Below are 23,874 nucleotides of genomic sequence, written 5' to 3'. Positions count from 1 at the left end.
TCCGCGTCTCACCCGTGGAGCGGGGGCAGGGCCCGCTGGTCGGCCACCGCGATGGCGAGCTGCCCGGCGGCGGTCGGATGCAGGGGCGCCCGGTCGGTCGGGCCCTGCACGTACGGCTGCCCGGTGCACAGGCCGTGCCCGGTGAACAGGGGCCGTACGGCGGTGAAGCCGGCCCGCTCGGCGCCCTGGCGCAGCACCGTGTTGAGCGCGGCGAGCCGGGACTCGAGCGCCTTCGCCTTCACCGGGGTGAGCCCCTCGTCCTTCAGACACGTGGTGTCCGGCCCGAACGGGTCGTAGTACTCGTTGACCAGCACCTTCGGGTGCTGTCTGAGCGCGGCCAGCTGGCGCAGCAGCTTCTGGTAGTCCAGCGTGAACCGGGTCAGCCGGTGCTGGAAGAACGCCGTCGACGCCTTGTCGTCACAGCTGGGCGACGCCGCGCACAGGCGGACCAGATCCGCCCAGCGCACGTCGTTGGCGCCGACGCTGACGATGATCACCGAGGCGTTCGCGGCCCGCTGCGCCTCGGACATCTGCGGTGGCGCCACTTGCGAGCCGAGGATCTGCACGCCGAGCAGGCCGTCGCGGATCGTGGCGCCCGAGCAGGCGAGGTTCTCCACCTTGACCCGGTTGGTGGCGGCCAGCACCCGCGCGTACGCGTCGGCGCTGCGCTTGCACGCCTTGTCCAGGTCACTGGGGTTCGGCAGCGGGCGGTTGCCCGTGCCCGCGGCGGTGGAGTCCCCGACGACCACGGCCCGTACGTCCCCCAGCACCGGGCCCTCCGCGCGCGGGACCGGGGTGGTCGGGCTGCTGCCCACCAGGTCCTGCAGCGACCGCACGTGCTGGAGGGCGCGGGGAGTGGACGAGGCCAGCAGATAGAAGCCGACGGCGTTGAGCGCGCACACCACCGCGACCCCGGTCACCAGCAGGATCAGGGTGCGGCGCGGCGACATGCGGCGGACGCCGGTCCACGCCGTCAGGGCCAGAAGGATCAGCCCGGCGGCGACCCCCGTCTCCCACAGTCCGTAGTGGAGCCAGCCCGACGCCAGTTTCCCGCTCACCGTCATGGTGAGCTGTCCGTGGTCGCCGGAGTGAAGGAGCTGCGCCACCTGGTCGTTGGTGGCGATGTGGGTGAGCTTCAGGCGCGGCCGGAGCGGTCCGTCGAAGTCCACCTTCGTCGGTATCTTCTGGCCGAACAGGTCGAGTTCGCCGGGACCGGACGGACTCAGCGCCGGTGGCGCCGCGCCCACCTGCACGGTCTGGCCCGCCACCGACACGGTCTGGAGCGGCGTGATGCGCACGGCCAGCCACACCGCCCCCAGCGCGGCCGCGGCGAAGCCCGCGGTTCCCGCGAGGACCAGCAGGAACCGGCGCGGGGACCGGCGTGGCGACCACCTCACACGAGATCCTCTCCTGTCACCGGTGTGAGCGGGTGCGGGTGGTGGCCAGGCCGAGTGCCGCCGTGGTCGCGGTCAGCGCGCACGCGAGGGCGCGGCGGTGCCGGGACAGCCACAGCAGCGGGTCGCGGGCGTGCGCCTGGTCGTCGAAGACGCCGTGGGCGCCGCGGTCGGTGCGCGCGTCGGAGGGCTCGTGGAGGTTGGGCTCCCACCGGGGGAGGTCCCTGCCGGTCTGCTGGCTGCCCACGCCCTTGCGGCCGAGGTAGAAGTCCAGGAACTTGGGCGCGAGGCGTTCGCCCAGGATGGTGTACGCGGTCGACACGCCCACCCACATGTTGCGCCGGGGGTGCTCGGCGAGGAAGACGATGCCCTTGGCGGGCAGTTCGGGCTGGAAGACGGGCGGCACGGGCATGGGGTGCTTCGGCATCCGGCTGAGGTTCCAGTTGAACTGCGGGGTGTTCAGGCCGGGCAGCTGGATCATGCAGACCTTGACGTTGCTGTGCTCGTGGAGCAGTTCCGTCATCACCGACTCGCTGAACCCCTTCACCGCGTGCTTGGCCCCGCAGTAGGCGGACTGCAGGGGGATCGAGCGGTAGGCCATGGCCGAGCCGACGTTGACGACGACGCCCCGGTCGCGGGGCCGCATGTGTTCCAGGGCGGCCCGGGTGCCGTTGACCTGGCCCAGGTAGGTGACCTGGGTCATGCGCTCGTACTCCTCCGGTGAGGTGTCCCAGAAGAAGGCCAGCGAACCGGCGAAGGCCACGTTGACCCACACGTCGATCTCCCCGAGTTCGTCCTCGATCCGCTCGGCGGCCTCGCGTACGGCGTTGTGGTCGGCCACGTCGGTGGGGATGCCGAGCGCGGTGCCCCCGGCGGCCTCGACGTCGGCGACCGCGCCGTCCAGCCCGGCCTGCCCGCGGGCGAGCACGGCCACGTCGTAGCCGTGGGCGGCGAACTCGCGCACGGTGGCGCGGCCGACCCCGGCGGTTCCCCCGGTCACCACGGCGAGCTTGCGCCCTGTTCTGCTCGGCATGGGTGATCCGTCTCCCTCCTGCGCGAAGCCGATGGCACCTGCGCTGTCGAAGACACCGGAGTACCCGCGATCGCCACGGGCGCAAACGGACCGCCCGGCGAAGGAGCGAAACCGGTGCGCGGGTGTGAGGCCACCGTCTGGGCAGACCACCGTCTCGGCGGCGGCGCACTCGTGGCCGCCGGCCTCCCCGGCAGACAACAAATCTAAATAATTGCACTGTGCCATGATTGGCCCTCCCCTCCTCGGATACGCGTCATGTGGAACGCAAGAACGGAAAAACGGAAAGGAAGAAGGTGGCCGACGTGGCCATGCATTCCCGCATCGAAGAACATCCCGACCTTCTGGCCCTGCGTGCTCATGCCGCCGAGGTCTCGGCGAAGCCTGCCCTTCAGGCCGTCGAGGGACTGACGCTGCTGACCGGTCTCTACCTGGCGATCTCCCCCTGGGTCGTGGGGTTCAACGGCAACCCGCTGGCGATCAGCAACCTGGTCACCGGCATCGCCCTCGCGGTCCTCGGCCTCGGTTTCGGATCGGCCTACGAGCGGACGTTCGGCATGGGCTGGGCGGCCGCCGGCATCGGCGCCTGGGCGATCATCGCCCCCTGGGTCGTGCAGCACGCCTCGGCCACCACGGGCACGATCGTGAGCAATACGATCACGGGAGCCGTCGCGCTCCTGCTGGGGGTGGTGACCACGGCGATGGCCGCCCGGAGCCGGCGTACCTGACCGCGGGAACCTGACCGCGGGAAGGTCCGCACGACTCACTTCCGGAACAGGCCGCTGGGATCAGCGGCCTGTTCCGGGTCGGTGAGCAGCAGGATCTCGTCCCCCGCCGCCAGCCGGGTCGCCCCGCTCACCGGCAGCAGGGCCCCCTCGCGGATGGCGAGGCTGACCCACACGTGCTCCCCGAGGTCCAGGTCGGCGACGGCGCAGCCGTCGGCCGCCGAGCCGGACTCGACCACGATCCGGCACACCCCCTCGGGGCGGTCGCGCAGCCGGACCCCCAGCGCCCAGGGCTCCAGTTCCCCGGCCCGCATGGGAATGCGGCACCACCGGGCGACGGTGGGCACCAGGGCGCCCTGCACGACGACGGAGAACGCCACGACGACGAACACCACGTCGTAGATCTGCTGCGAGTGCGCCAGACGGGCGCTGACCGCGAAGCTGCCCAGCAGGATGGGCACCGCTCCCTTGAGCCCGGCGAACGCCAGGAACACCCGCTCCCCGCCCCGCAGGCGCAGCGGCCACAGCAGCGCCGCCATCGCCAGCGGGCGCGCCACCAGTACGAGCAGCACGGCCAGGATGAGGCCGTCGGCCCACGCGCCCTCGGCGGCGAAGGTCGCCAGCGGGACACTCAGCCCCAGCAGCGTGAAGGCGACGATCTCCGCCAGGCTCGACAGCGCCGCGTGGAACCGTTCGATCTCCCGTTTGTACGGCGCCCGCGCGTCGCCCAGCAGGATCCCGGCGGTGAACACCGCGAGGAAGCCGGAACCGTGCGCCACCGTGGCGGCCCCGTAGACGGCGAACGCCCCGGCGAGCGCGCGCAGCGGGTACAGGCCCTCGCTGGGCAGCGGAACCTTCTGGATGAACCACTTCAGCGCCCAGCCGCCGCCCAGCCCGATCGCCGCCCCGACCGCCATCTGCTCGGCGAAGGTCAGCGCCACCTGCCCGGCCGTCCCGGCCACCGAACCGCCGGTCGTCGTCAGCAGCGCCGCCATGAGCGCGATGCCGACCGGGTCGTTGGCCCCCGACTCGCCCTCCAGCAGCACTCCGGTCCGGCCGGTGATCTCGCGCCGGCCGAGGACGGAGAAGACCACCGCCGGATCGGTCGGCGCCAGGGCCGTGCCCAGCAGCAGGGCCGCGTGCCGGCCGAACCCGAGCAGAAGGGCGGCGAGCGCCAGCAGGGCGGCCGTGGCGAACGTACCGGCCACGCCGATCCACACCACCGCGCCCGCGTTGGGCCGCAGTCGCCGCCAGCCCAGGTCCATCCCGCCGTGGAAGAGGAGCACGACCAGGGCGACGGTCACCACGTTCTGCACGGAGGTGATCGGGAAGCTCTCCAGCCGGGGCACCAGGTCCGAGGCCACCGCGGCCGCCAGCAGGAAGAACGCCGGCGCCGGGACGCGGGTGCGCTCACTGAGCCGGTTGGACAGCACCGCCACGGTCGCCGCCAGCGCCACCACCAGCACGGCCCTCGCGAACGACTCCACACCCTCCACCGGCTCGCCCCTTCATCGCGGACACTCGCGACTCACAGTTCCCCGGGGCGGACGCCCCGACGCAAGATCGCCCACTGCGGCGCCTGTGAGCGCGGCCGCGCCGACGACGGGGCCGCGGACGAAGCCGGCGCCCGTCAGCGGCGCGGGCGCGGCGCACGCACCGAGGTCGCCGGGCTGCGCGAACGGCCGGACGCCGGCCTGCTCGTGTGGACGTCCCCTCAGGCGAGGGGCTGCGCGCGGGCGATGAGGAGCGCCACGTCGTCGTAGGCGGCGGGGTGGCGCAGCTGTTCCAGGAGCAGGTCGCACATCTCCTCGGTGGAGTCCTGCTGTTGTCCCAGCAGCTCCACCAGGCGTGCGAGGCGCGCGTCGATGGGGTCCTCGCGGGTCTCGACCAGCCCGTCGGTGTAGAGGACCAGCTGATCACCGGGTCTCAGCGTGACGGTGGCCGCCTCGAAGGGCACGCCGCCGACCCCCAGGGGAGTGGCCGTGGGCAGGTCGAGCAGTTCGGGCGCCCGCCCGGGCCGGAGCAGCACCGGGGGCAGATGGCCGGCGGAGGCGGCCTCGAGCCGGGCGCGCTTGGGGTCGTAGACCGCGTACACGCAGGTGGCGATGTAGGGGTCCAGGCCCTGGGTGATGCGGTCCAGGTGGGTGAGGACCTGCGCGGGGTCGAGGTCGAGGCCGGCGAGGGTGGAGGTGGCCGTGCGCAGGCGGCCCATGGTGGTGGCGGCCGGGATGCCGCTGCCCATGACGTCGCCGACGGTGAGGACGGTGCGGTCGTCGTCCAGGGGGATGACGTCGTACCAGTCGCCGCCCACCTCGCTGAAGGCCTGCGCGGGACGGTACCGGGCGCAGACCTCGAGACCGGGATGCCGGGGCGAGAGCCGCGGCAGCAGGCTGCGCTGGAGGGTCTCGGCGGCGCGCCGGATGTGCTGGTGCAGCACGGCGTTGTCGATACTCAGGGCGGCCACGGCGGCCAGTTCGCAGGCCAGCGCGAGATCGTCCTCGTCGAACGCCACGGGGTTGCGGGCGCGGGCCAGGCCGAGGACGCCGATGACCTGGCCGCGGGCGATCAGGGGGACGGCCATGTCGGTGTGCACGCCGGCCTCGGCGAGCAGGCGGGCCGCGGCGGAGTCGGAGGCGACCAGGGTGAGCTCCTGGCCGTCGAGGTGGCTGATCAGGAGCGGGCGGCGGGTGCGCAGGACGCGGGCCGCCGGGTGGTCGGCGTGGTAGGTGGTGAGGTGCCCGGGCTGGATGAGCGCCCGGCTGGCGCTGGTGGGGTAGGCGGTCTTCACCGCGAGGGCGCGCAGGAGGGCGGGGCCCTGACCGGTGTCCGTACGGCCCGTCCGCAGGACGGAGTCCAGGACGTCCACGGCGGCCATGTCGGCCAGGCCCGGCACCAGCACGTCGGCCAGTTCCTGGGCGGTGCGCTCCACCTCCAGCGTGGTGCCGATGCCGGCCGAGCCGTCGGCGATGAGGCGCAGCCGCTGCTGGGCGCGGTCGGCCTGCATCGCGGCCCGGTAGCGGTCGGTGACGTCCACGACCACGTTGGCGATGCCGAGCGTCTGCCCGTGGTGGTCCTCCAGCCGGTAGAACGACACGGCCCAGGCGTGGTCGTTCTCCGGGTCGGCGAGCGTACGGCCCACCACGTGCTGGTCGATGACGGGCGACCCGGTGCGAAGGACCTGCCGCATCGCGGCCTCCGCGGCCACGAAGCGCGGGCCGGTGAGCACCTCGCGGAAGGCGCGGCCGACGTGCTCGCTCTCGGACACGCCGTGCATCGAGGCCAGGGCGGGGTTGACGACCAGGTAGCGCAGCTCCGTGTCGAGGACGGCCAGGCCGATCGGAGCCTGGGTGACCAGCCGGGTGGACAGGGCGAGGTCGCGTTCCACCTGCCGCAGTATGGTGCGGTCGGCGGCCAGCCCCAGGGCGTAGTGGTCGCCGAGGCTGTCCGTCAGCCGCATGTTGCGGAACTCGACCATGCGGGTGCGGCCGTCCTTGTGCCGCACGGGGAAGGCCCCGGCCCAGTCCCGGCCGGTCTCCATCACCTCGGCGAACAGCGTGATGGCCGCGTCCTGGTTCTCCGGGTGCAGCAGCAGCGGCGCCGCGTACTGCCCGACCGCCTCGGCCCCGCTGTAGCCGAACAGCTCCTCGGCCTGCGGGCTCCACATGTCGACCCGGCCGGAGGCATCCAGGAGGACCGCGGCGACGCCCAGCAGATCCATCAGGCCGGTCGGCTGAGCCGCCTGGTCCAGGCCCGGGGGCCTGTGCGTCGGACTCATCGCGGTCGCTCCTTCCCCTGCCGGCCTCGTCGCGCACCCGCCGCGGTGCCCGGAGCGGGCGGCGGGCCGGGCAGGCCGGCCGCCCCGTCCACGAGGCGGTACGGTCCCGCGCCGGCCGCGAGGACGCGCCGCGAGACGCGCGCACGGCGCGATGGGCCCGCAGGGACCGGCACGTATGACCAGCATGCCCCCGCGGGCGGCGTCGCGCGGACCGGCGGGCCGCATCCCGGCGGCTGCTGCGCGGCCCGCCGGCCCGGGAGCCGTGCCCGGCAGCCGTGCCCGGCTCCTGGTGAGCTCGTCGAGCACGTGGTCCCGGCTGAGCCGCCGGCCGGCCCGCTCCCGGCTCTGGGCGACGTGGTCGGGCCGCGCCATGGCGAGCACACCACGCAGGCGCCGCTGGTACGGCTCGGGGCGCCCGGCCTGGGTGAGCCCGGCCTCGATGTCCCCGACCGCCTCCTCCAGCCACCGCGCGACCAGCTCGGTCGGCTCAGGATCCACGTCGCCGCGTCGCGGCCGATCCGGATGACGGCGCCGCGGGTTACGCGAGACCTACCGCGACCCTGCGCGTCCGTCCCGGCTGGTGCCGCCCTTCACGGCCGGTTCCTGACGCCGCCCGCCCCGGGTCAGCGGAGCGCGTCGCCGGCGCGGGTGGCCGTGTAGGCGCGTGCCAGCCAGCTCTGCAGGTGAGGGGCGTGGGCCAGCAGGTTCCGGTAGACCCGGACGGCGTGGTGGTGCAGGGCCTCGGCCACCGGCGCCTCGACGGCGTCCCGGCGCCAGACCAGCAGCAGGCGCTGCCACAGCGGATCACCGGCCAGCGGCTTGACCAGCACCCCGTCGATGGGGCGCAGGGTCGGCTGCACGGCGGTCACCCCGAGGCCCATCGCGATCATCGACTGCAACTGTTCGAGCACGTGGAACTCGTGGGTGTTCCCGGGCGCGAAACCGGCGGCCTCGCACGCGTCGTAGAAGGCACCGGGCCACCCCACCCCGTCGTCGGCGGTGACGAACCAGGTGTCCCGCGACAGCTCCTCCAGCGGCACCTCCACCCGGTGCGCCAGGGGGTGGCCGGCGTGCATGGCCACGAAGATCGGCACGGTGTTGATGGCACGGTGCGCCAGCGCGGGGGAGTGCCGCACCGGCAGCCCGGGATAGTCGACGCCCAGCGCCGCGTCTAGTTCACCGGCCTCCACGAGCCGCACCAGCTCCCCGGTGGCGTACACGCTCGACACGGTGACGGTGAGGTCCGGACACGCGTCCCGCAGATTGCCCAACAGGTCCGGGACCACGGGGGTGTTGGTGACCCCCAGCCGGACCGTCCTGGCGCCCGCCGCGGACGCGGAGCCGGCGCGCCCCCGTCCGAGGGCGTCGGCGCGGGCCAGCACGTCCCGGGCCTGGCTGACGACCTCCGTCCCGTAGGCGGTCAGCTCCACGCCCGTGTTGCTGCGGACGAACAGTCCCTCGCCGAGCAGCCGCTCGATGCGCCGCAACTGCGTGCTCATGGCCGGCTGGGTCAGGCCCAGCGCGGCCGCCGCCCTGCCGACGCTGCCGCAGTCCGCGATCGCGCACAGCACCCGCAGATGACGCAGCTCAAGTTCCACGGCACACCTCATTGTTCGAAGAAGCGGCACCATTATGCGACCGGCGGCGAGAACCGCACCGGGCACGGTCACCGCCCGCACGGCGACGTTATGCCCCGGCCGTTCGTTTTCTTATGGCCCGGCCCGTTGTCCCGACCGGCACCGCCGTGGAAACCTCCACTCGCGCCGTCCTCCCGCCGGGACGATCCGCGAAGGAGAGCCACCATGCCCCACACCGAACTCCGCTTCACCGTCGAAGGAACGGCGGCAGCGGTCCGCGACGCGCGCCGCCGTATTTCGTCGGCCGTCTCGTCCTGGGACGTACCGGTCGACGGCGATCAGCTCTTCCGCCTCGAATTGATCGCCTCGGAAATGCTGACCAACGGTCTTCAGCACGCCGGTGGCCCCCTGACGGTCGAATTGCGCGTGGAGCGCGGCGGTGGCCTCCTCGTTCTCGCGGTCCTCGACGGCAGCCGGGTGCGGCCGCGGCCCTGCGTGGCCGGCTGCGACCACGAGAGCGGGCGCGGCATCGTGCTGATCGACGCCTTGAGTCTTTTCCACGGCACGGAATACACCGACTCCGGCAAGCGCTGCTGGGCGGTCCTCCCGCTGTCCGAGCGGCCCGTCCGGAACGATGACGAAATGCCGGTGAATGCCGTAATGGAAAGCCGCCGGGACGACGACTCCGCGCGCTGGACGGTCACTTCCGCGGGAGCGAATGTGCTCCGGCTCCTCTTTCCGGCGACATGACCACCGCTTCTATTCTCTCGACACAGGAGACATGGGTGACCGAGGACACGGACGAGAACAGACGGCGGAAGAACGGCCTGAATCGGGGAGTGAGCCCGGAACTCGCCGAGAACATGAAAAAGGGCTGGGCCGGCACCGAGCGCCACGACCTGACCCCCATCACGCAGGCCGCCTACACCGCGCGCCGCCGGGCAGAGCTCTCCGCCCGCTTTCCGGGCGAGCTGCTGGTGATCCCGGCCGGCGTCCCGAAGGTCCGCGCCAACGACACGGCGTATCCGTTCCGGCCCACCTCGGACTACGTCCACCTCACCGGCGACCAGTCCCCTCACGCCGTACTCGTCCTGGAACCGGGCCAGTACGGCGGGCACCGGGCCGTCCTGCACACGCTCCCGCGCTCCGACCGGGCCGACGGGGAGTTCTGGCTCGACCCGCACGGCGAACTATGGGACGGCCGCCGCAACAGTCTCACCGAGAACGAGCGCCTCCTCGGCCTGCCCTGCCGCGACGTCCGCGCCCTGCCCGCACTGCTGGAGGCGGCCACCGGCCCGGTGAGGCTGCTGCGCGGCCACGACCCGGCCGTCGACGCCGCCCTGGCCGGCCTGGTGATGGCCGCCGCCGACGACGACCTCCGTACCGCGCTCGCCGAAATGCGCCTGGTCAAGGACGAGTTCGAGATCGCCGACCTGCGCTTCGCCTGCGAGGCCACCGTCCGCGGCTTCGAGGACGTCGTACGCGCCCTCGGCAGCACCGCACCCACTCCGGAACGCCTCATCGAGGGCACCTTCTGGACGCGCGCCCGCGTCGAGGGCAACGACGTCGGCTACACCTCCATCTGCGCGGCCGGACCGCACGCCACCACCCTGCACTGGGTCCGCAACGACGGCGAGGCCCGCCCCGGCGACCTCCTGCTGCTGGACGCCGGGGTGGAGACCCGCAACCTCTACACCGCCGACGTGACCCGCACCCTGCCCGTCGACGGCCGCTTCACCCCGCTACAACGCGAGGTGTACGACGCGGTGTTCGCGGCGCAGGAGGCCGGCATCGCCGCCGTGCGGCCCGGCGCCGGATACCGCGACTTCCACGACGCCGCCCAGCGGGTACTGGCCGAACGCCTCGCCGCCTGGGGGCTGTTCGGACGCCGGCCGGCGGCGGAGGCCTTCGGACTCGGACTCCACCGGCGCTGGACCCTGGCCGGGACCGGACACATGCTCGGCCTGGACGTGCACGACTGCGCCAGGGCCCGCACCAAGACCTACGTCGACGGCACCCTCGAAGCGGGCATGGTGCTCACCGTCGAACCGGGCCTGTACTTCCAGCCCGACGACCTCACGGTCCCCGAGGAACTGCGCGGCATCGGCGTCCGCATCGAGGACGACATCCTGGTCACCGCGGACGGCAACGAGAACCTGTCGGCCGGGCTGCCGCGCCGCGCCGACGAGGTGGAGGACTGGATGGCGCGGCTGCGCGGCTGACGCCCCCCGGGCTTCCAACGGCTCCAGGGCACCCACCGGCTTCCAGAGGCATCCAGCGGCACACATCGGTTCCAGAGGCATCCAGCGGCTTACATCGGCTTCCATCGGTATTGGGGGAAGACACATGTCACACACGGACGGGCAAGGCCCGCACGACGACGGAGGCGAGGTTCCGGCCGCGGCGGCCGACCCCTTCCGAGGAGGCTGGGCGGACACCCGTGCGCGTCTTCCGCCGGTGTCCGGGGCGGCGTGCGCGGCCAAGCGGCGCTCGGCGCTGTCCGAACGGTTCCCCGGCGAACGGATCGTCGTCCCCTCGGGCGGACTGAAGGTCAGGAGCAACGACTTCGACTACACCTTCCGGCCGCACTCCGCGTTCGTCCACCTCACCGCCGAACAGGGAACGCAGGCCGTCCCGGACAGCGTCCTCGTCCTGCAGCCCACCGGGAGCGGCCACTCGGCCACCCTCTTCACCCGGCCGCGCTCGCCGCGCGACGGCGGGCCGGACGGCACGGAGTTCCACAGCGACCGCCGCTACGGCGAGTTCTGGACCGGGCGGCGGCGGACCCTCGCCGAGACCGAGCAGGCCCTCGGCGTCGAGGCCGCCGCACGCGACGGCCTGGAGCGGGCCCTGACGGCAGACGTGCCCACCCGCGTGGTGCGCGGCGAGGACCCGCTCGTCGACGCGCTGGTCCCGCCGTCACCCCGCGCCGAGGCCGAACTGGTGACGTTCCTGGCGGAGCTGCGGCTGGTCAAGGACGAGTGGGAGATCGACCAGCTGCGCACGGCCGTGGGCGCCACCGTCGCCGGATTCCACGACGTGGCCGGCGAGCTGCGCCACGCCATGCGGCTCGAGCGCGGCGAGCGCTGGATCGAGGGCACCTTCAACCGGCGTGCCCGGCTGGAGGGTCACGGCCTCGGCTTCGAGACCATCGCGGCGGCCGGGGCGCACGCCTGTGTGCTGCACTGGATGCGCAACGACGGACCGGTGCGCGAGGGCGATCTGCTCCTGCTGGACGCGGGCGTCGAGGCCGACTCCTTCTACACCGGGGACGTCACCAGGACGCTGCCGGCCGGCGGACGCTTCACCGACGTCCAACGGCGGGTCTACGACCTGGTGTTCGCCGCGCAGTCGGCGGGCATCGCCGCGCTGCGGCCCGGCGCGCGCTACGGCGACTTCCACGCCGCCGCGACGCGGGTCATCGCCGAGGGGCTGGACTCCTGGGGCCTGCGACCGGCGGGCCGCACGGCGCCGGGCCCCGGTTCCCCTCCGGACTCCGGTCCGTACCGCCGGTACACCGTGTGCGGAACGGGGCACATGCTGGGCCTGGACTGCCACGACTGCGCCGGCGCCCGCGACGCGGCCTACCTGGGCGGTGTGCTCCAGGCCGGGCACGTCCTGACCGTCGAACCGGGCCTGTACTTCCAGCCCGACGACCTGACGGTCCCCGAGGAACTGCGCGGCATCGGCGTCCGGATCGAGGACGACTTCCTGATCACCGCGGACGGGGCCCTCTGCCTGTCCTCGGCCCTGCCGCGCGGTTCCGACGAGGTGGAGGTGTGGATGGCGTCCCTGTGAGCACGGGCGTAACCGGGAAACGTGACATTGTATAGTGGGAGGCGATCGGACCGAGGGCTCAGGGAGCGGCGATGCCTCATCTCAAACCGCAGGTGATCTCGGTCCAGACGCATCTGCGGGACCAGGTGGCCAACGCGCTGCGCGCCGCGCTCATCGCCGGCGAGCTGCGCCCCGGCGTCGTGTACTCCGCCCCCAGCCTGGCCGCGGAACTCGGTGTCTCGGCGACCCCGGTGCGCGAGGCCATGCTCGACCTGGCCAGGGAGGGCCTGGTCGAAGCGGTCCGCAACAAGGGTTTCCGCATCACCGAGATGACCGACCGGGACCTCGACGAGTTCACCGAGATCCGTACCCTCATCGAGGTGCCCACCGTGGGGCGGGTCGCGAGGTCGGCACGTCCGGAGCAGCTCGAGGCGCTGCGTCCGCTGGCGCGGCAGATCGTGACGGCGGCCGAGCGGCACGACGTACTGGCGTACCTGGAAGCCGATCACCAATTCCACCTCGAACTGCTGTCGCTCGCCGGGAACCAGCACCTCGTCGAGGTGGTGGCCGACCTGCGCAAGCGGTCCCGTCTGTACGGGCTGGCCAACCTCGACGAGTCCGGGCGGCTGGTCGCCTCCGCGCAGGAGCACATCGAGCTGCTCGACCTGATCGTCGCCGGCAAGGCGCGTGAGGCGGAGAAGTGCATGCGCAGCCACCTCGCGCACGTGCGCACCCTGTGGGCTGACGGCCGGGCCGACGCGAAGGCCGCCGAGCCCGCGCTCCGCCTCGGCGACCGGTAGGTCCGGCGACCGGTGGTTCCGGCAGCCGGTAGGTCTGGTGAGCGGCGGCTCGGCGACCGGCAGTTCCGGCGGCTGACGGCCGCGGCGGCCGGTGGTTCCAGCGGTCGGTGGTCCGGCGGCCGGCCGTTCCGGCAGCCGGTAGGTCTGGTGAGCGGCGGCTCGGCGACCGGCAGTTCCGGCGGCTGACAGCCGCGGCGGCCGGTGGTTCCAGCGGTCGGTGGTCCGGCGACCGGTGGTTCCGACAGCCGGTAGTTCCGGCGGCTGACAGTCGCGGCGGTCGATAGCTCTGGCGGCCGGCCGGTAGTTTCGGCGGTCGGCGGGTCGAACCCGTTCCGCCTCCGTGTGACGCCGACGCCCGCCCGCACGTCCCGGTGGCCCGGTCCCCACCAACTCTCTTGTCCCGCAAGGCCGTTCCGATCAGGCCCTTCGCCGCCCCGGCGGCCCCCCCGCGGCAACTCGCGGCCTCGAATTGGCACGGACGGCTTCCGGAACCATGTCACCTGTGCAATGGTACATGGCACAGGTCGTGGCCATGCCAAGTCTGATCGCGAAGCGCAGGCAGGGCGGAACCGCTCCCCAGCGAGAGCGCGGCCCTTCTCCCCAGACGCACGACCTGCACATCAGCGGATCCCATCGGCCACGTACGGCGTGGCCCAACCCCTCATGGGAGGCGTAAGTGAGAACCACACTCGTCCGGCGAAGTCTGGGCGCGGTGCTCCCCCTGACCCTGGCGTGGGCCATGGGTGCGGGGATGCTCGCCCAGCCGGCCGCCGCGTGGACCGGCGCCCCGGCGCACACCGCGCACTCGGCGGCCGGCGCCCAGAAGCAGCACGACCCCGCGCCCATGGCGCAGACCGCCGCCACCGACACCGACCACGTCGGCAAGGGGCGCCTGAAGGCGTCACAGATACCGCCGCTGGCGGCGAGCAAGAACTCGCTCAAGCAGCCCTACGGCCGCCCGGAGACGCTCCCGCCGCGGCCCTCCAAGTCGATGGACTCGGCCGGACGCGACCAGGCGCGCTCCGGCAAGAAGGCGGCCGCGGTCGCCGCCTGCAACGTCGCGGACTTCACCAGCCGTACCGGCAGCGCCCTGGTGCAGCAGATCAAGTCGTCCACGACCGACTGCGTCAACACGCTGTTCAACCTCACCGGAAGCGACGCCTACAACGCCTTCCGCGAGTCCCAGATGACCTCCGTCGCCTACGCCCTGCGCGACGGCTCGGCGTCCTACCCGGGCAACTCCACCACGGGCATGCCGCAGCTGGTGCTCTATCTGCGCGCCGGCTACTACGTCCAGTACTACAACGCGAGCACGGTGGGCGCCTACGGCTCCGGCCTGAAGACGGCCATCCGTGCCGGTCTCGACGCGTTCTTCGCCAGCGCCCACTCCCGTGACGTCACCGACGCCAACGGCGAGACGCTGGCCGAGGCGGTCACCCTCATCGACAGCTCCGAGGAGAACGCCCGCTACATCTACGTCGTCAAGCGGCTGCTGGCGGACTACAACTCCTCCTGGAACACGTCCTGGTGGATGCTCAGCGCGGTCAACAACGTCTACACGGTGACGTTCCGCGGCCACCAGGTGCCCGAGTTCGTCACGGCCGTCCAGTCGGACCCCAGCCTGATCGACGCGCTCTACGGCTTCGCCGCCACCCACACCTCCCTGCTGGGCACGGACCAGTCCTACCTGACGTCCAACGCCGGGCGTGAACTGGGCCGGTTCCTGCAGCACTCAGCCATGTTGGGCAAGGTCCGTCCGCTGGCCGCCGGCCTGCTCAACTCCAGCTCCATCAAGGGCAACACCGCCCCGCTGTGGGTCGGTGTGGCCGAGATGACCGACTCCTACGACAAGAGCAACTGCTCCTACTACGGCACCTGCAACCTCCAGCAGCAGCTGACCAGTTCGGTGCTCACGGTGACCTACCCGTGCAGCTCCAGCATCACCATCAAGGCGCAGCAGATGACCTCGGGCGAGCTGTCGTCCACCTGTGCCAGCCTGCGCAACCAGGACGCGTACTTCCACAGCGTCGTCCACGACAACGGCCCCGTCGCGAACGACAACAACACCACCATCGAAGTCGTCGTCTTCGACTCCAGCACCGACTACCAGACCTACGCCGGCGCCATGTACGGCATCGACACCAACAACGGCGGCATGTACCTCGAGGGCGACCCGGCCGCCGCCGGCAACCAGCCCCGCTTCATCGCCTACGAGGCCGAGTGGCTGCGCCCGGACTTCCAGATCTGGAACCTCAACCACGAGTACACGCACTACCTCGACGGCCGCTTCGACATGTACGGCGACTTCAACGCCGGCATCACTACCCCGACCGTGTGGTGGATCGAGGGCTTCGCCGAGTACGTCTCCTACTCCTACCGGGGCGTCACCTACAACGAGGCGATGACCGAGGCCGGACGCGGCACGTACGCCCTGAGCACCCTGTTCGACACCACCTACAGCAACGACACCACGCGCATCTACCGCTGGGGCTACCTCGCCGTCCGGTACATGCTGGAGAACCACCCCTCCGACATGAACACCGTCCTCGGCTACTACCGCTCCGGCAACTGGAACGCCGCCCGTTCCTACCTCACCGGCACCATCGGCAGCCGCTACGACAGCGACTGGTACACCTGGCTGGCGGGCTGCGCGGCCGGCAGTTGCGGCGGGAGCACCAACCCGCCCGGCAACAACGCCCCCACCGCCGCGTTCAGCGCCACCGTCAGCAACCTGACCGCCACCTTCACCGACCAGTCCACGGACTCCGACGGCACCATCGCCTCCCGGTCCTGGGACTTCGGTGACGGCACCACCTCCACCGCCGCCAACCCCAGCAAGACGTACAGCGCGGCGGGCGCCTACAGCGTCAAGCTCACCGTCAAGGACGACAAGGGCGCGATCGGCACGGTCACCAAGACGGTCACGGTGGGCTCCGGCGGCGGCACCGGCACCGAGTGCACCGGCGCCGACACGCGGATGCTCGACCAGAACTGCAAGCGCAGCAACCGCTCCGCCGCCGCCGGCGGCAACGACTACCTCTACATCTACCTGCCGTCCGGCGTGGGCCAGCTCAAGATCACCACGTCCGGCGGCAGCGGTGACGCCGACCTGTACTACAGCGGCAGCGGCTGGGCCACCAGCACCAGCTACACCAGCCGCGCGACCGGTGCGGGCAACAGCCACACCCTGACCCTCACCAACCCCCCGGCCGGCTACAACTACATCACCCTCTACGGAGCGCAGAGCTTCTCCGGGGTGACCGTCTCCACCCAGTACTGACCGGCGGAGCATGCCGGTGCGGCCCGGGACCTGGACTGCGAGCAGGTCCCGGGCCGCACCTTCGGCGTTCAGGGCATTCGGGGCGAACAGTGCCAGAATCGTGGCACTGGGGGCGATGCGGCTGGGAGGCGCGAGTGGAGCTGGACGCTGTCGTCGACGAGCTGTACGCCCTCGCGCCGGGTGACTTCACGGCCGTACGGGACGCGCGGGCCGAGGAGGCCCGGGCCGCCGGTGACCGGGAGCTGGCCGGGCGGATCCGCCGCCTGCGCCGGCCGACGCTGGCCGCGTGGGCGAGCAACCTGCTGGTGCGCGAGAGCCCGGACGAGGTGGACGGCCTGCTCCAACTCGGGGAGGCGCTGCGTCAGGCCCACCAGGACCTGGACGGAGATCAGCTGCGGGAGCTGTCGGCGCGGCAGCACCAGCTCACCTTGGCCCTGGCCCGGCAGGCCGGGCAGCTTGCGGCACGGGAAGGCCGGCGGATCAGCGAGGCCGCCCGCCAGGAGGTACAGGACACCCTGCACGCGGTGCTGGCCGACCCGGAGGCGGCCGAGGAGTGGGCGAAGGGCCGTCTGGACAGGCCCCTGAGCGCACCCGTCGGCTTCCCCGCCGCCGCCGCGGACTCGGCCGCATCCGCACGGCGAGCGGCCCCGGCCCCGCGCGGCGCCGTGCCGCCCGGTCCGCAGGAGAGGTGGCCGATCTGGAGGCCGCGCGGGCCCGCCGCCGCGAACAGCGTGAGCGCCTGGAGCAGGCCCGGCGGCAGGCGGCGCAGGCCGAACAGGAACTTCAGTACCGGGAAGGCGAGTTGGCCGCCGCCGAGGAGGAGCGGACGCGGGCGGAGACGGAACAGCGGCAGGCCGAGGAGCGTGTCACCGATCTCTCCCGCCGCCTCCGGGAGGCCGAGCGCGAGCAGCAGCGATCACGTGAGGCCGCCCGGCAGGCACAGGAGCGCGCACGGGACCTGGGCCGTGAGGTGCGTCAGGCCCGGCGCCGGGCCGGGGACGCGGCCGCACAGGTCCGCGAACTCAGGGCTTGCGGGCCAGACCGGCCGCGATGAGCCGCTCCCAGACGGTCAGTTCCCGCTCGCCCCCGCTCTTCCACGGGTCTTCGACCTCGGCCTCGTCCGGATGCCACAGGGACGCCGGGACGATCCCGGGTTCGACGATCTCCAGGCCGTCCAGCAGGGACGCGATCTCCTCGTCCGTACGCCACCGGCCGCGGCCGAACGTCTCCTGGAGGACCTTCTCCGCCTCCGCCGTCTCGGGGTTGCTGCCGGAACGGAAGTGGCTGACGAAGAAGTAGCTTCCGGAGGGCACGTGTTGGCGCCAGTAGCGGACGATGGCGGCCGGGTCCTCCTCGTCGTTCACGTGGTGGAGGATGGCGCTGAACATGACGGCGACGGGCTGGTCGAAGTCGATCAGCTCGGCGGTGTCCGGGTGGGTGCGGATCGCCTCGGGGTCACGCACGTCGGCCGCCAGGACGCGCGTCCGGTCGTTCTCCTCCAGCAGCGCACGGCCGTGGATCAGCACCTGGGGGTCGATGTCGACGTACACCACCCGGGACTCCGGGGCGTGCCGCTGCGCGACCTGGTGGACGTTGTCGGCGGTCGGCAGGCCGCTGCCGAGGTCGATGAACTGCCGTACGCCGGTGGTCGTGGCGATCTCCCGGACCGCCCGGGTCAGGGCCGCGCGGTTGGCGAAGGCGATGGCCACCGAACCCGGCAGGTCGCGTTTGAACACATCGCCGATCTCCCGGTCGACGGCGTAGTTGTCCTTGCCGCCGAGCAGGTAGTCGTACACGCGGGCGATGCTGGGCCTGCTGGGGTCGATGGAGGAACCTTCTACCGTCATGGTCGCCATCTTCCCCCCTGATACGCCCCGTTGACCATCACTTTCGCGATTCAGCGCCGACTGGGGACCGCGTGGTGCCGGAAATCCCGAACGGTGGCCTCGCCGCGAAGGTCCCGGCCGGAACCGCGTCCCCGTCTCGACGGGCTGCTACGCCCTGGCTGCCCGGGTGAGGCTTCGACAAGGGCCCTACTCGGGCCATCGCGGCTTGCGTTTCTCCAGGAAGGAGGCGATGCCCTCGCGGGCCGCCGGGGACTGGGACGAGTCGGCCATGACCTCGCAGGCGATCTCGTAGGCGTCGGCCTCCGGGCGGTCCAGCTGGGCGTAGAGGGCCTGCTTGCCCAGCGCCTTGCTGGCCCGGCTGCCCCGGGTCGCGCGGGTGAGCAGGTCCCCGACGGCCGCGTCGAGCTCCGCGTCGGGCACCGCCCGGTTGACCAGCCCCCAGTCCGCGGCGGTACGGGCGTCGGTCACGTCGCCGGTCAGGGCCATCTCCATGAGCCTCTTGCGCCCGATCGAGCGGGCGACCGCGACGGCCGGCGTGTGGCAGAACCAGCCGCCCTTGCCGCCGGGGAGCGCGAATCCGGCGGACTCCGCCGCCACCGCCAGATCGCAGCTCGCCACGAGCTGGCACCCCGCGGCCACGGCCAGGGCGTGCACCCGGGCGACCACGACCTGCGGCACGGTCTGCACCAGCCGCATCACCTCGGTGCACAGCTCCAGCAGCTCGCGGACTTCGTCGGTGTCCGCGGCGAGGACGTCGGCGAAGTCGTGCCCGGTGCTGAAGACCGGGCCGTTGGCGGCCAGCACGATGCCCGTCGCCGGGGAGCCCGCCACCTCCGTGAGAGCCTTGCGCAGGTCCCGGAGCATGCCCCAGCTGAGGGCGTTCCTGCGTTCGGGACGATCGAGGGTGACCCAGGTGTGCTCTCCCCGAGCCTCCACGGTGAGGTGCTCGTACGCGGCCATGCGCCAACCCTACGCCGGACCCGGGCACCGGGGCCGGGTTGCCGTGTGGTCCGCGCCCGGCCGATCCTGGGCAGGAGCGGGGCGGTCACCCGGGCGCGCGAGCGGGCCGGGGGACAGGAAGCCGGATCATGAACCACACCACCTCCACGGACATGCTCGTCGTCGGCGCGGGCCCGTTCGGCCTGTCCGCGGCCGCGCTCGCCCGCGAGCAGGGCGTCGACGTGGTGACGGTCGGCCGGCCGATGGGCTTCTGGCGCGAGCGCATGCCGGACGGGATGCTCCTGCGCTCGGGCCCCGGCTGGCACCTGGACGCGAGCGAGGAGCACACCCTGCGGGCCTACCTGCACGACCGGCGTCTCACCCCGGACGGCTTCGAGCCGATCCCCGTCGGTGTCTTCCTCGACTACGCCGACTGGTTCCGCGCCGCCAAAGGGATCGAGGTCAGGGAGGAACTCGTCACCGCCATCGCACGGCGCGACGGCGCATTCGAGGCCGAACTGTCCGGCGGCGGACGCGTGCGCAGCGACGTGGTGGTCGCCGCCCCCGGCGTCGGCTACTTCGCCTCGCTCCCCGGCTGGGCGCGCGAGGTGCCCCCCGGCCGCATGGCCCACAGCAGTGACCTGGTCTCCTTCGACGCCCTGTCGGGGCGGCGCGTCCTGATCGTGGGAGGGCGGCAGAGCGCGTACGAGTGGGCGGCGCTGATGAGCGAGCACGGCGCGGAGCGCGTCGACATCGTGCACCGCCACCCCGCGCCCCGCTTCGCGGCCGTGAGCTGGGACTTCTTCGACGACTACGTGGAGAGCACGCTGAGGGTGGAAGGCTGGTGGCGCAGGCTGACCGCCGCGGAGCGGGCCGCCGTCGTCGCCCGCTGTCGGGAGGCCGGCCGGGCCACGCTGGAGCCGTGGCTGCCGCCGCGTCTGGACTCCTCGGTCGTGCGGGTCCGGCCGCGGTGCGAGGTGGTGGGTGTGGCCGTGGGCGGGGACGCGGGTGCCGAGGGCCGCCTGGAGATCGGCCTGTCTAACGGCGAAACACTGGAAGAGGACCGGATCGTGTTCGCCACCGGGTACGCGCCGGATCTCTCCCGGGTGCCCTACTTGGCCGGGCTCCGGGACCGTATCGCCACCCGGAACGGTTTCCCCGTCCTCGACGAGAGCTTCGGGACGACGGTGCCCGGGCTGTTCCTGACCGGCTTCGCGGCCACGCAGGACTTCGGCCCCTTCTTCGGGTTCGTCAAGGCGGCACCGGCCTCCTCGACCCTTCTGATGCGCGGGCTCGCCTCCCGCTGGAGGTGAAGGGGGAAGCGCGCCGATGCGGGTGTCGACGGGTGGAGTGGGTGCGTTGCAGAATGAGCAAGCGCTTAGTTGTATCCCGGGTGGAGGAAGGACGGCAGAGCCATGACGTCGCAAGCGGAGGCCTTCTACGTGCGGGAGGCCGACGACCGGTTCCTGCCGACCGAGTACACCCGGGGCCCCTGGGACGCCGGCTCCCAGCACGCCGGTCCGCCGGCGGCGCTGCTCGCGCTGGCCGTGGAGCGGCGCCGGGGCGCGCGCCCGGACGCGCGGATCGTCCGGCTGACGTACGAGATCGTCCGCCCGGTCCCGATCCGGCCGTTGACCGTGGCGACGCGCGTGCTGCGGTCCGGGCGCAGTGTGGAACTCGTGGAGGCCGTGCTCACGCCGGACGACGGCCGTGAGGTGATGAAGGTGACGGCCCTGCTGATGAAGACCGCGCCGGACTCGGTGCCGCAGGTGTCGCCGGGCCCGCGGGTGCCCGGGCCGTCGGCGGTGCCCGCGAAGGAGTTCTTCCCCGTCCCCTGGGACCAGGGCTACCACACGGCCATGGAAGTCCGCTTCGCCGCCGGTTCGTTCCTCGAGTCCGGCCCGGCCACGGCGTGGATGCGCATGCGGGTCCCCCTGGTCGCGGGCGAGGAGACCGCGCCGCTCAGCCGGGTGCTCACGGCCGCCGACTCGGGCAACGGTGTCAGCGCCGAACTCGACTACCACCGCTACGTCTTCGTCAACACCGACCTCAGTGTCAGCCTGCACCGCCATCCCGAGGGCGAGTGGGTCTGCCTCGACGCGCGGACGATGGTCGACGGCGCGGGCATCGGCCTGGCCGAGTCCGCCCTGCACGACGAGAAGGGCCCGCTCGGCCGCAGCACGCAGAGCCTGTACGTGGCCCCGCGCACGGGACGCGGCGCGTGAAAGGACGGTCAGCCGACGGAGGCGGACGCCGTTCCGGGTTGCCGGGAGCCCCGGGGACCGAGTCGTAGCTCCATCCACACCGTCTTGCCGCGCCCGTGCGGCGAACTGCCCCAGGCGGTGGCCAGACTGTCCACGATCATCAGGCCCCGGCCGTGTTCGGCCGTGCTCTGCGCGGCCTCGTCGCAGACGGAAATCGCCGACGGCAGCGGGGGATGGGCGTCGGAGTCGCGGACCTCGAGCCGGACCCGGTCGTCGTACTCGCGGACACGGACGTCGACGGCGCTGTCGGCGTGGATGAGGGCGTTGGTCACCGCCTCCGACGTGATCAGCTCCAGGGCGTCGGAGATCTCTGTGGCGTCCCAGCGCCGCAGGCAGTCGTGGACGAACCGGCGTGCGGCCGCCACACCCGCGAGGTCGTGCCGCGGCAGTTCCAGCTGCTCGATGCGCCGACTGGCCCCCGCGACCCCGCCCTCGAAGCGGGCCAGGAGCAGGATCAGGTCGTCGTCGTGGCCGTCCGCCGCGGTCTCCACCAGCCGGTCCGCCAGTTCCTCCAGGTCGGCGTCGTCGCGGGCCAGGAGGTCCAGCGTGCGGGGGAAGAAGTCCCCGGTGCGCGCCTGGTACATGCCGTCGGTGTAGAGCATCAGGGTGCTGCCCGGCGGGACGACCGCGGAGGAGTTCGTGCCCGCCGCGTCGGCGAGTCCCAGCGGCCTGCCCGCCACGAGGTCCAGGTGCTCCAGCCGCCCGTCGGGACGGCGCAGCAGGGGCGCGGGATGGCCCGCGCGCGCCGCTTCGACCACGCCGTCCTCGAGGTTGAGGAACGCCAGGCAGCACGTGGCGACCAGCCCGGTGTCCAAGTCGGACAGCAGCCGCCCCGCCCTGCTGAGCACCGCCGCGGGATCGTGCCCCTCCTTGACGTACGCCATCACCGCGCTGCGCAACTGGCCCATGACGATGGCGCTGTCGGTGCTGTGCCCCTCCACGTCACCGACGATCAGCGCGAGGCGCCCGTCGGGCAGCGGCAGCACGTCGTACCAGTCGCCCCCCAGACCGGCCTCCGTGCGGGCCGGGACATAGCGCGCGGTGGTGATCACACCCGGCAGCGCGGTCAGCGACCGCGGCAGCAGGGTGCGCTGCAGACTCTCCGCCAGGGTGTGCTCGTAGGCCTCCAGCCTGGCCCGCTCCACGGCCGAGGCGAGAAGGTCCGCGAGCATCATCAACGCGGCCCGCTCCTCGGTGGTGAGGGAGCGCTCCTCGCCGAAGGTGAGGCAGCACACGCCCACCGGACGGCAGCCCACGCACAGCGGCAGGAACGCCCAGCCGCGCACCGAGTCGTCGCCGTCGTACGCGCCGGGGTAGTCCCGGCGCAGCGCCGCCGGGCTGTCGAAGAAGCGGGGAAAGTGGGTGAGGAGCGAGTCGGCCCACGGACTGCCCACCGCCACGTCCGCTCCGTGCAACTCCCGGACCAGGGACGTGCTCACGCCGCTGCTGCCCACGATCCACAGCCGCTCGCCCGTCACCTGGCCCACGACGATTCCGCGCGCGCCGAAGGGGGCCATGACACGGGTCATCACCGCGGGGATGATCTCGTCCAGACTCGTCAACTGGGTCAGCCGCGTACTGAGGTTGTGCACCTGGTACATGAGTGACAGACCCGCGGAGCCGGGCACGCCCGGCGCTCCCCAGCCGGCCGCCCCGGCGTGCTGCTCGCCGTCGGGACCCGCCACCAGGACGACGTTCGGGCCGGGCGTGATGGCCGCCCCGCTCGCCGCCAGCGCGTCCAGCCGCTCGGTGAGCCGCCGCGCGACGCCTGTGAGCGCGGCCTCCTGGGCGGGATCGGCCGCCCAGTTCCCGCCGGGGGCCAGGAGGCGGATGAGCGTCAGTGCTCCGTACCGCGCGCCGCCGCCGGACACCAGCGGCGCTGAAACGGCGGCGTAGGGGAAGGGGATCAGCCGGGGCGGTGCCACGGTGCCGGGTTCGGGCACGGGGACGCCGACGACCGTGAACCGGCCGGTCCGCCACGCGGTGGCCGAGGCGTGGCCGGCGTCGGCGGGCATGGTGTCGGGCATGCCGAACAGAAAGGGTACCGAGCCCTGGATCATTGCCGCCTTCAGCCGTGACCGCCCAGGCTCGGCCAGGTAGACGACGGCGGCGAGCACCCCGGGCATGGCCGTGCACTCCGACAGCGGCGCCACCAGCGCCTCACGCAGCCCTTCCGTGGCGGCCGGCACGCCCCGCGGGTCTTCTGGGTGTTGCGGAAGGTTGCTCATGACCGGAACCGGATGCCTTCAGGGTGACGGCTCGCCGCCGTGCTCGGGCGGCGCCGCGCCTCGCCGACCCGCGCACGCCTCATGCCACCGACCCTACTCCCGCCCCTCGTGCCCCGCCGGGCGTGGCGAGTGGGGTACGCGGTCCTGCGCCGACGTCGGCGACGACCTCGCGCCGCTGCCGATGAGTTCCTCGCCCAGCGCGGCGAGGGCCGCGCCCTCCTCGGCCACGCTCCGCACG

The 23,874-nt window shown here is 72.6% G+C and carries 19 protein-coding genes; 9 read left to right on the top strand and 10 right to left on the bottom strand.

The features are described 5' to 3' along the window. Positions 1 to 8 precede the first annotated feature (8 nt). Both IE217_RS09130 and IE217_RS09125 read right to left on the bottom strand, forming a co-directional pair. Positions 9 to 1,397: an SGNH/GDSL hydrolase family protein gene (locus tag IE217_RS09130; RefSeq protein ID WP_229865146.1), complete on the bottom strand. Its 1,389-nt coding sequence runs from the start codon at positions 1,395 to 1,397 to the stop codon at positions 9 to 11. Between the two features lie 16 nt (positions 1,398 to 1,413). Beyond that, on the bottom strand, positions 1,414 to 2,427 hold the full coding sequence (locus tag IE217_RS09125; RefSeq protein WP_190177228.1) for an SDR family oxidoreductase: 1,014 nt from the start codon (positions 2,425 to 2,427) through the stop codon (positions 1,414 to 1,416). Positions 2,428 to 2,684: 257 nt separating this feature from the next. On the opposite strand from IE217_RS09125, the gene IE217_RS09120 reads away from it, so the two are divergent. Next, positions 2,685 to 3,152: an SPW repeat protein gene (locus IE217_RS09120; RefSeq protein WP_308432702.1), complete on the top strand. Its 468-nt coding sequence runs from the start codon at positions 2,685 to 2,687 to the stop codon at positions 3,150 to 3,152. A 35-nt stretch (positions 3,153 to 3,187) separates the two neighbouring features. On the opposite strand, the gene IE217_RS09115 is transcribed toward IE217_RS09120, so the two are convergent. The 3 genes from IE217_RS09115 to IE217_RS09105 form a co-directional block, all read right to left on the bottom strand. Then, the gene (locus tag IE217_RS09115; protein ID WP_190177227.1) at positions 3,188 to 4,645 is read right to left on the bottom strand and encodes a cation:proton antiporter domain-containing protein; all 1,458 of its coding nucleotides are present in this window, start codon (positions 4,643 to 4,645) and stop codon (positions 3,188 to 3,190) included. 218 nt (positions 4,646 to 4,863) lie between these two features. Continuing rightward, positions 4,864 to 6,924, bottom strand: coding sequence for a SpoIIE family protein phosphatase (locus tag IE217_RS09110; RefSeq protein ID WP_229865145.1), 2,061 nt, complete (start codon positions 6,922 to 6,924; stop codon positions 4,864 to 4,866). 623 nt (positions 6,925 to 7,547) lie between these two features. Next, complete coding sequence (locus IE217_RS09105) at positions 7,548 to 8,522, bottom strand: LysR family transcriptional regulator (protein ID WP_190177226.1); 975 nt, start codon at positions 8,520 to 8,522, stop codon at positions 7,548 to 7,550. A 204-nt stretch (positions 8,523 to 8,726) separates the two neighbouring features. On the opposite strand from IE217_RS09105, the gene IE217_RS09100 reads away from it, so the two are divergent. The 5 genes from IE217_RS09100 (at position 8,727) to IE217_RS09080 (ending at position 16,358) form a co-directional block, all read left to right on the top strand. After that, positions 8,727 to 9,251: an ATP-binding protein gene (locus IE217_RS09100; RefSeq protein ID WP_190177225.1), complete on the top strand. Its 525-nt coding sequence runs from the start codon at positions 8,727 to 8,729 to the stop codon at positions 9,249 to 9,251. Continuing rightward, positions 9,248 to 10,723, top strand: coding sequence for an aminopeptidase P family protein (locus IE217_RS09095; protein ID WP_190177224.1), 1,476 nt, complete (start codon positions 9,248 to 9,250; stop codon positions 10,721 to 10,723). The genes IE217_RS09100 and IE217_RS09095 overlap by 4 nt, the downstream gene beginning before the upstream one ends. 124 nt (positions 10,724 to 10,847) lie before the next feature. After that, positions 10,848 to 12,299, top strand: a complete 1,452-nt coding sequence (locus IE217_RS09090) for an aminopeptidase P family protein (protein ID WP_190177223.1) — start codon at positions 10,848 to 10,850, stop codon at positions 12,297 to 12,299. A gap of 71 nt (positions 12,300 to 12,370) precedes the next feature. Next, complete coding sequence (locus IE217_RS09085) at positions 12,371 to 13,078, top strand: GntR family transcriptional regulator (RefSeq protein ID WP_190177222.1); 708 nt, start codon at positions 12,371 to 12,373, stop codon at positions 13,076 to 13,078. Positions 13,079 to 13,754: 676 nt separating this feature from the next. Next, positions 13,755 to 16,358: a collagenase gene (locus IE217_RS09080; RefSeq protein ID WP_229865144.1), complete on the top strand. Its 2,604-nt coding sequence runs from the start codon at positions 13,755 to 13,757 to the stop codon at positions 16,356 to 16,358. 68 nt (positions 16,359 to 16,426) lie between these two features. Here the strand turns inward: IE217_RS09080 and IE217_RS34600 are convergent, their stop codons facing one another. Continuing rightward, a complete protein-coding gene (locus IE217_RS34600) occupies positions 16,427 to 16,879 on the bottom strand; it encodes a hypothetical protein (protein ID WP_229865142.1) in 453 nt (150 codons plus the stop codon). A gap of 167 nt (positions 16,880 to 17,046) precedes the next feature. Here IE217_RS34600 and IE217_RS34595 point away from each other — a divergent pair, with 167 nt between their 5' ends. Then, complete coding sequence (locus IE217_RS34595) at positions 17,047 to 17,412, top strand: hypothetical protein (protein ID WP_229865140.1); 366 nt, start codon at positions 17,047 to 17,049, stop codon at positions 17,410 to 17,412. Here IE217_RS34595 and IE217_RS09070 read toward each other — a convergent pair. Together IE217_RS09070 and IE217_RS09065 are read right to left on the bottom strand one after the other, a co-directional pair. Continuing rightward, entirely contained in the window at positions 17,381 to 18,205 is an 825-nt protein-coding gene (locus IE217_RS09070) for an SAM-dependent methyltransferase (protein ID WP_190177221.1), read from the bottom strand. The two genes, IE217_RS34595 and IE217_RS09070, sit on opposite strands and share 32 nt — an antisense overlap. A gap of 186 nt (positions 18,206 to 18,391) precedes the next feature. Then, entirely contained in the window at positions 18,392 to 19,165 is a 774-nt protein-coding gene (locus IE217_RS09065; RefSeq protein WP_190177220.1) for an enoyl-CoA hydratase-related protein, read from the bottom strand. 128 nt (positions 19,166 to 19,293) lie between these two features. On the opposite strand from IE217_RS09065, the gene IE217_RS09060 reads away from it, so the two are divergent. Both IE217_RS09060 and IE217_RS09055 read left to right on the top strand, forming a co-directional pair. Beyond that, positions 19,294 to 20,457, top strand: coding sequence for an FAD-dependent oxidoreductase (locus IE217_RS09060; protein ID WP_190177219.1), 1,164 nt, complete (start codon positions 19,294 to 19,296; stop codon positions 20,455 to 20,457). 102 nt (positions 20,458 to 20,559) lie between these two features. Next, the gene (locus IE217_RS09055) at positions 20,560 to 21,369 is read left to right on the top strand and encodes a thioesterase family protein (protein WP_190177218.1); all 810 of its coding nucleotides are present in this window, start codon (positions 20,560 to 20,562) and stop codon (positions 21,367 to 21,369) included. Between the two features lie 8 nt (positions 21,370 to 21,377). Here the strand turns inward: IE217_RS09055 and IE217_RS09050 are convergent, their stop codons facing one another. Both IE217_RS09050 and IE217_RS34590 read right to left on the bottom strand, forming a co-directional pair. Continuing rightward, complete coding sequence (locus IE217_RS09050) at positions 21,378 to 23,597, bottom strand: ATP-binding SpoIIE family protein phosphatase (RefSeq protein WP_190177217.1); 2,220 nt, start codon at positions 23,595 to 23,597, stop codon at positions 21,378 to 21,380. Between the two features lie 132 nt (positions 23,598 to 23,729). Next, positions 23,730 to 23,873, bottom strand: coding sequence for a hypothetical protein (locus tag IE217_RS34590; RefSeq protein WP_229865138.1), 144 nt, complete (start codon positions 23,871 to 23,873; stop codon positions 23,730 to 23,732). Position 23,874: the final 1 nt, after the last annotated feature.

This window comes from Streptomyces naganishii JCM 4654 (assembly GCF_014650575.1).
GTDB classification, from domain to species: domain Bacteria; phylum Actinomycetota; class Actinomycetes; order Streptomycetales; family Streptomycetaceae; genus Streptomyces; species Streptomyces naganishii.
Note: the sequence above shows the minus strand (reverse complement) of the source record. Positions and strands in the feature narration are given on the sequence as shown.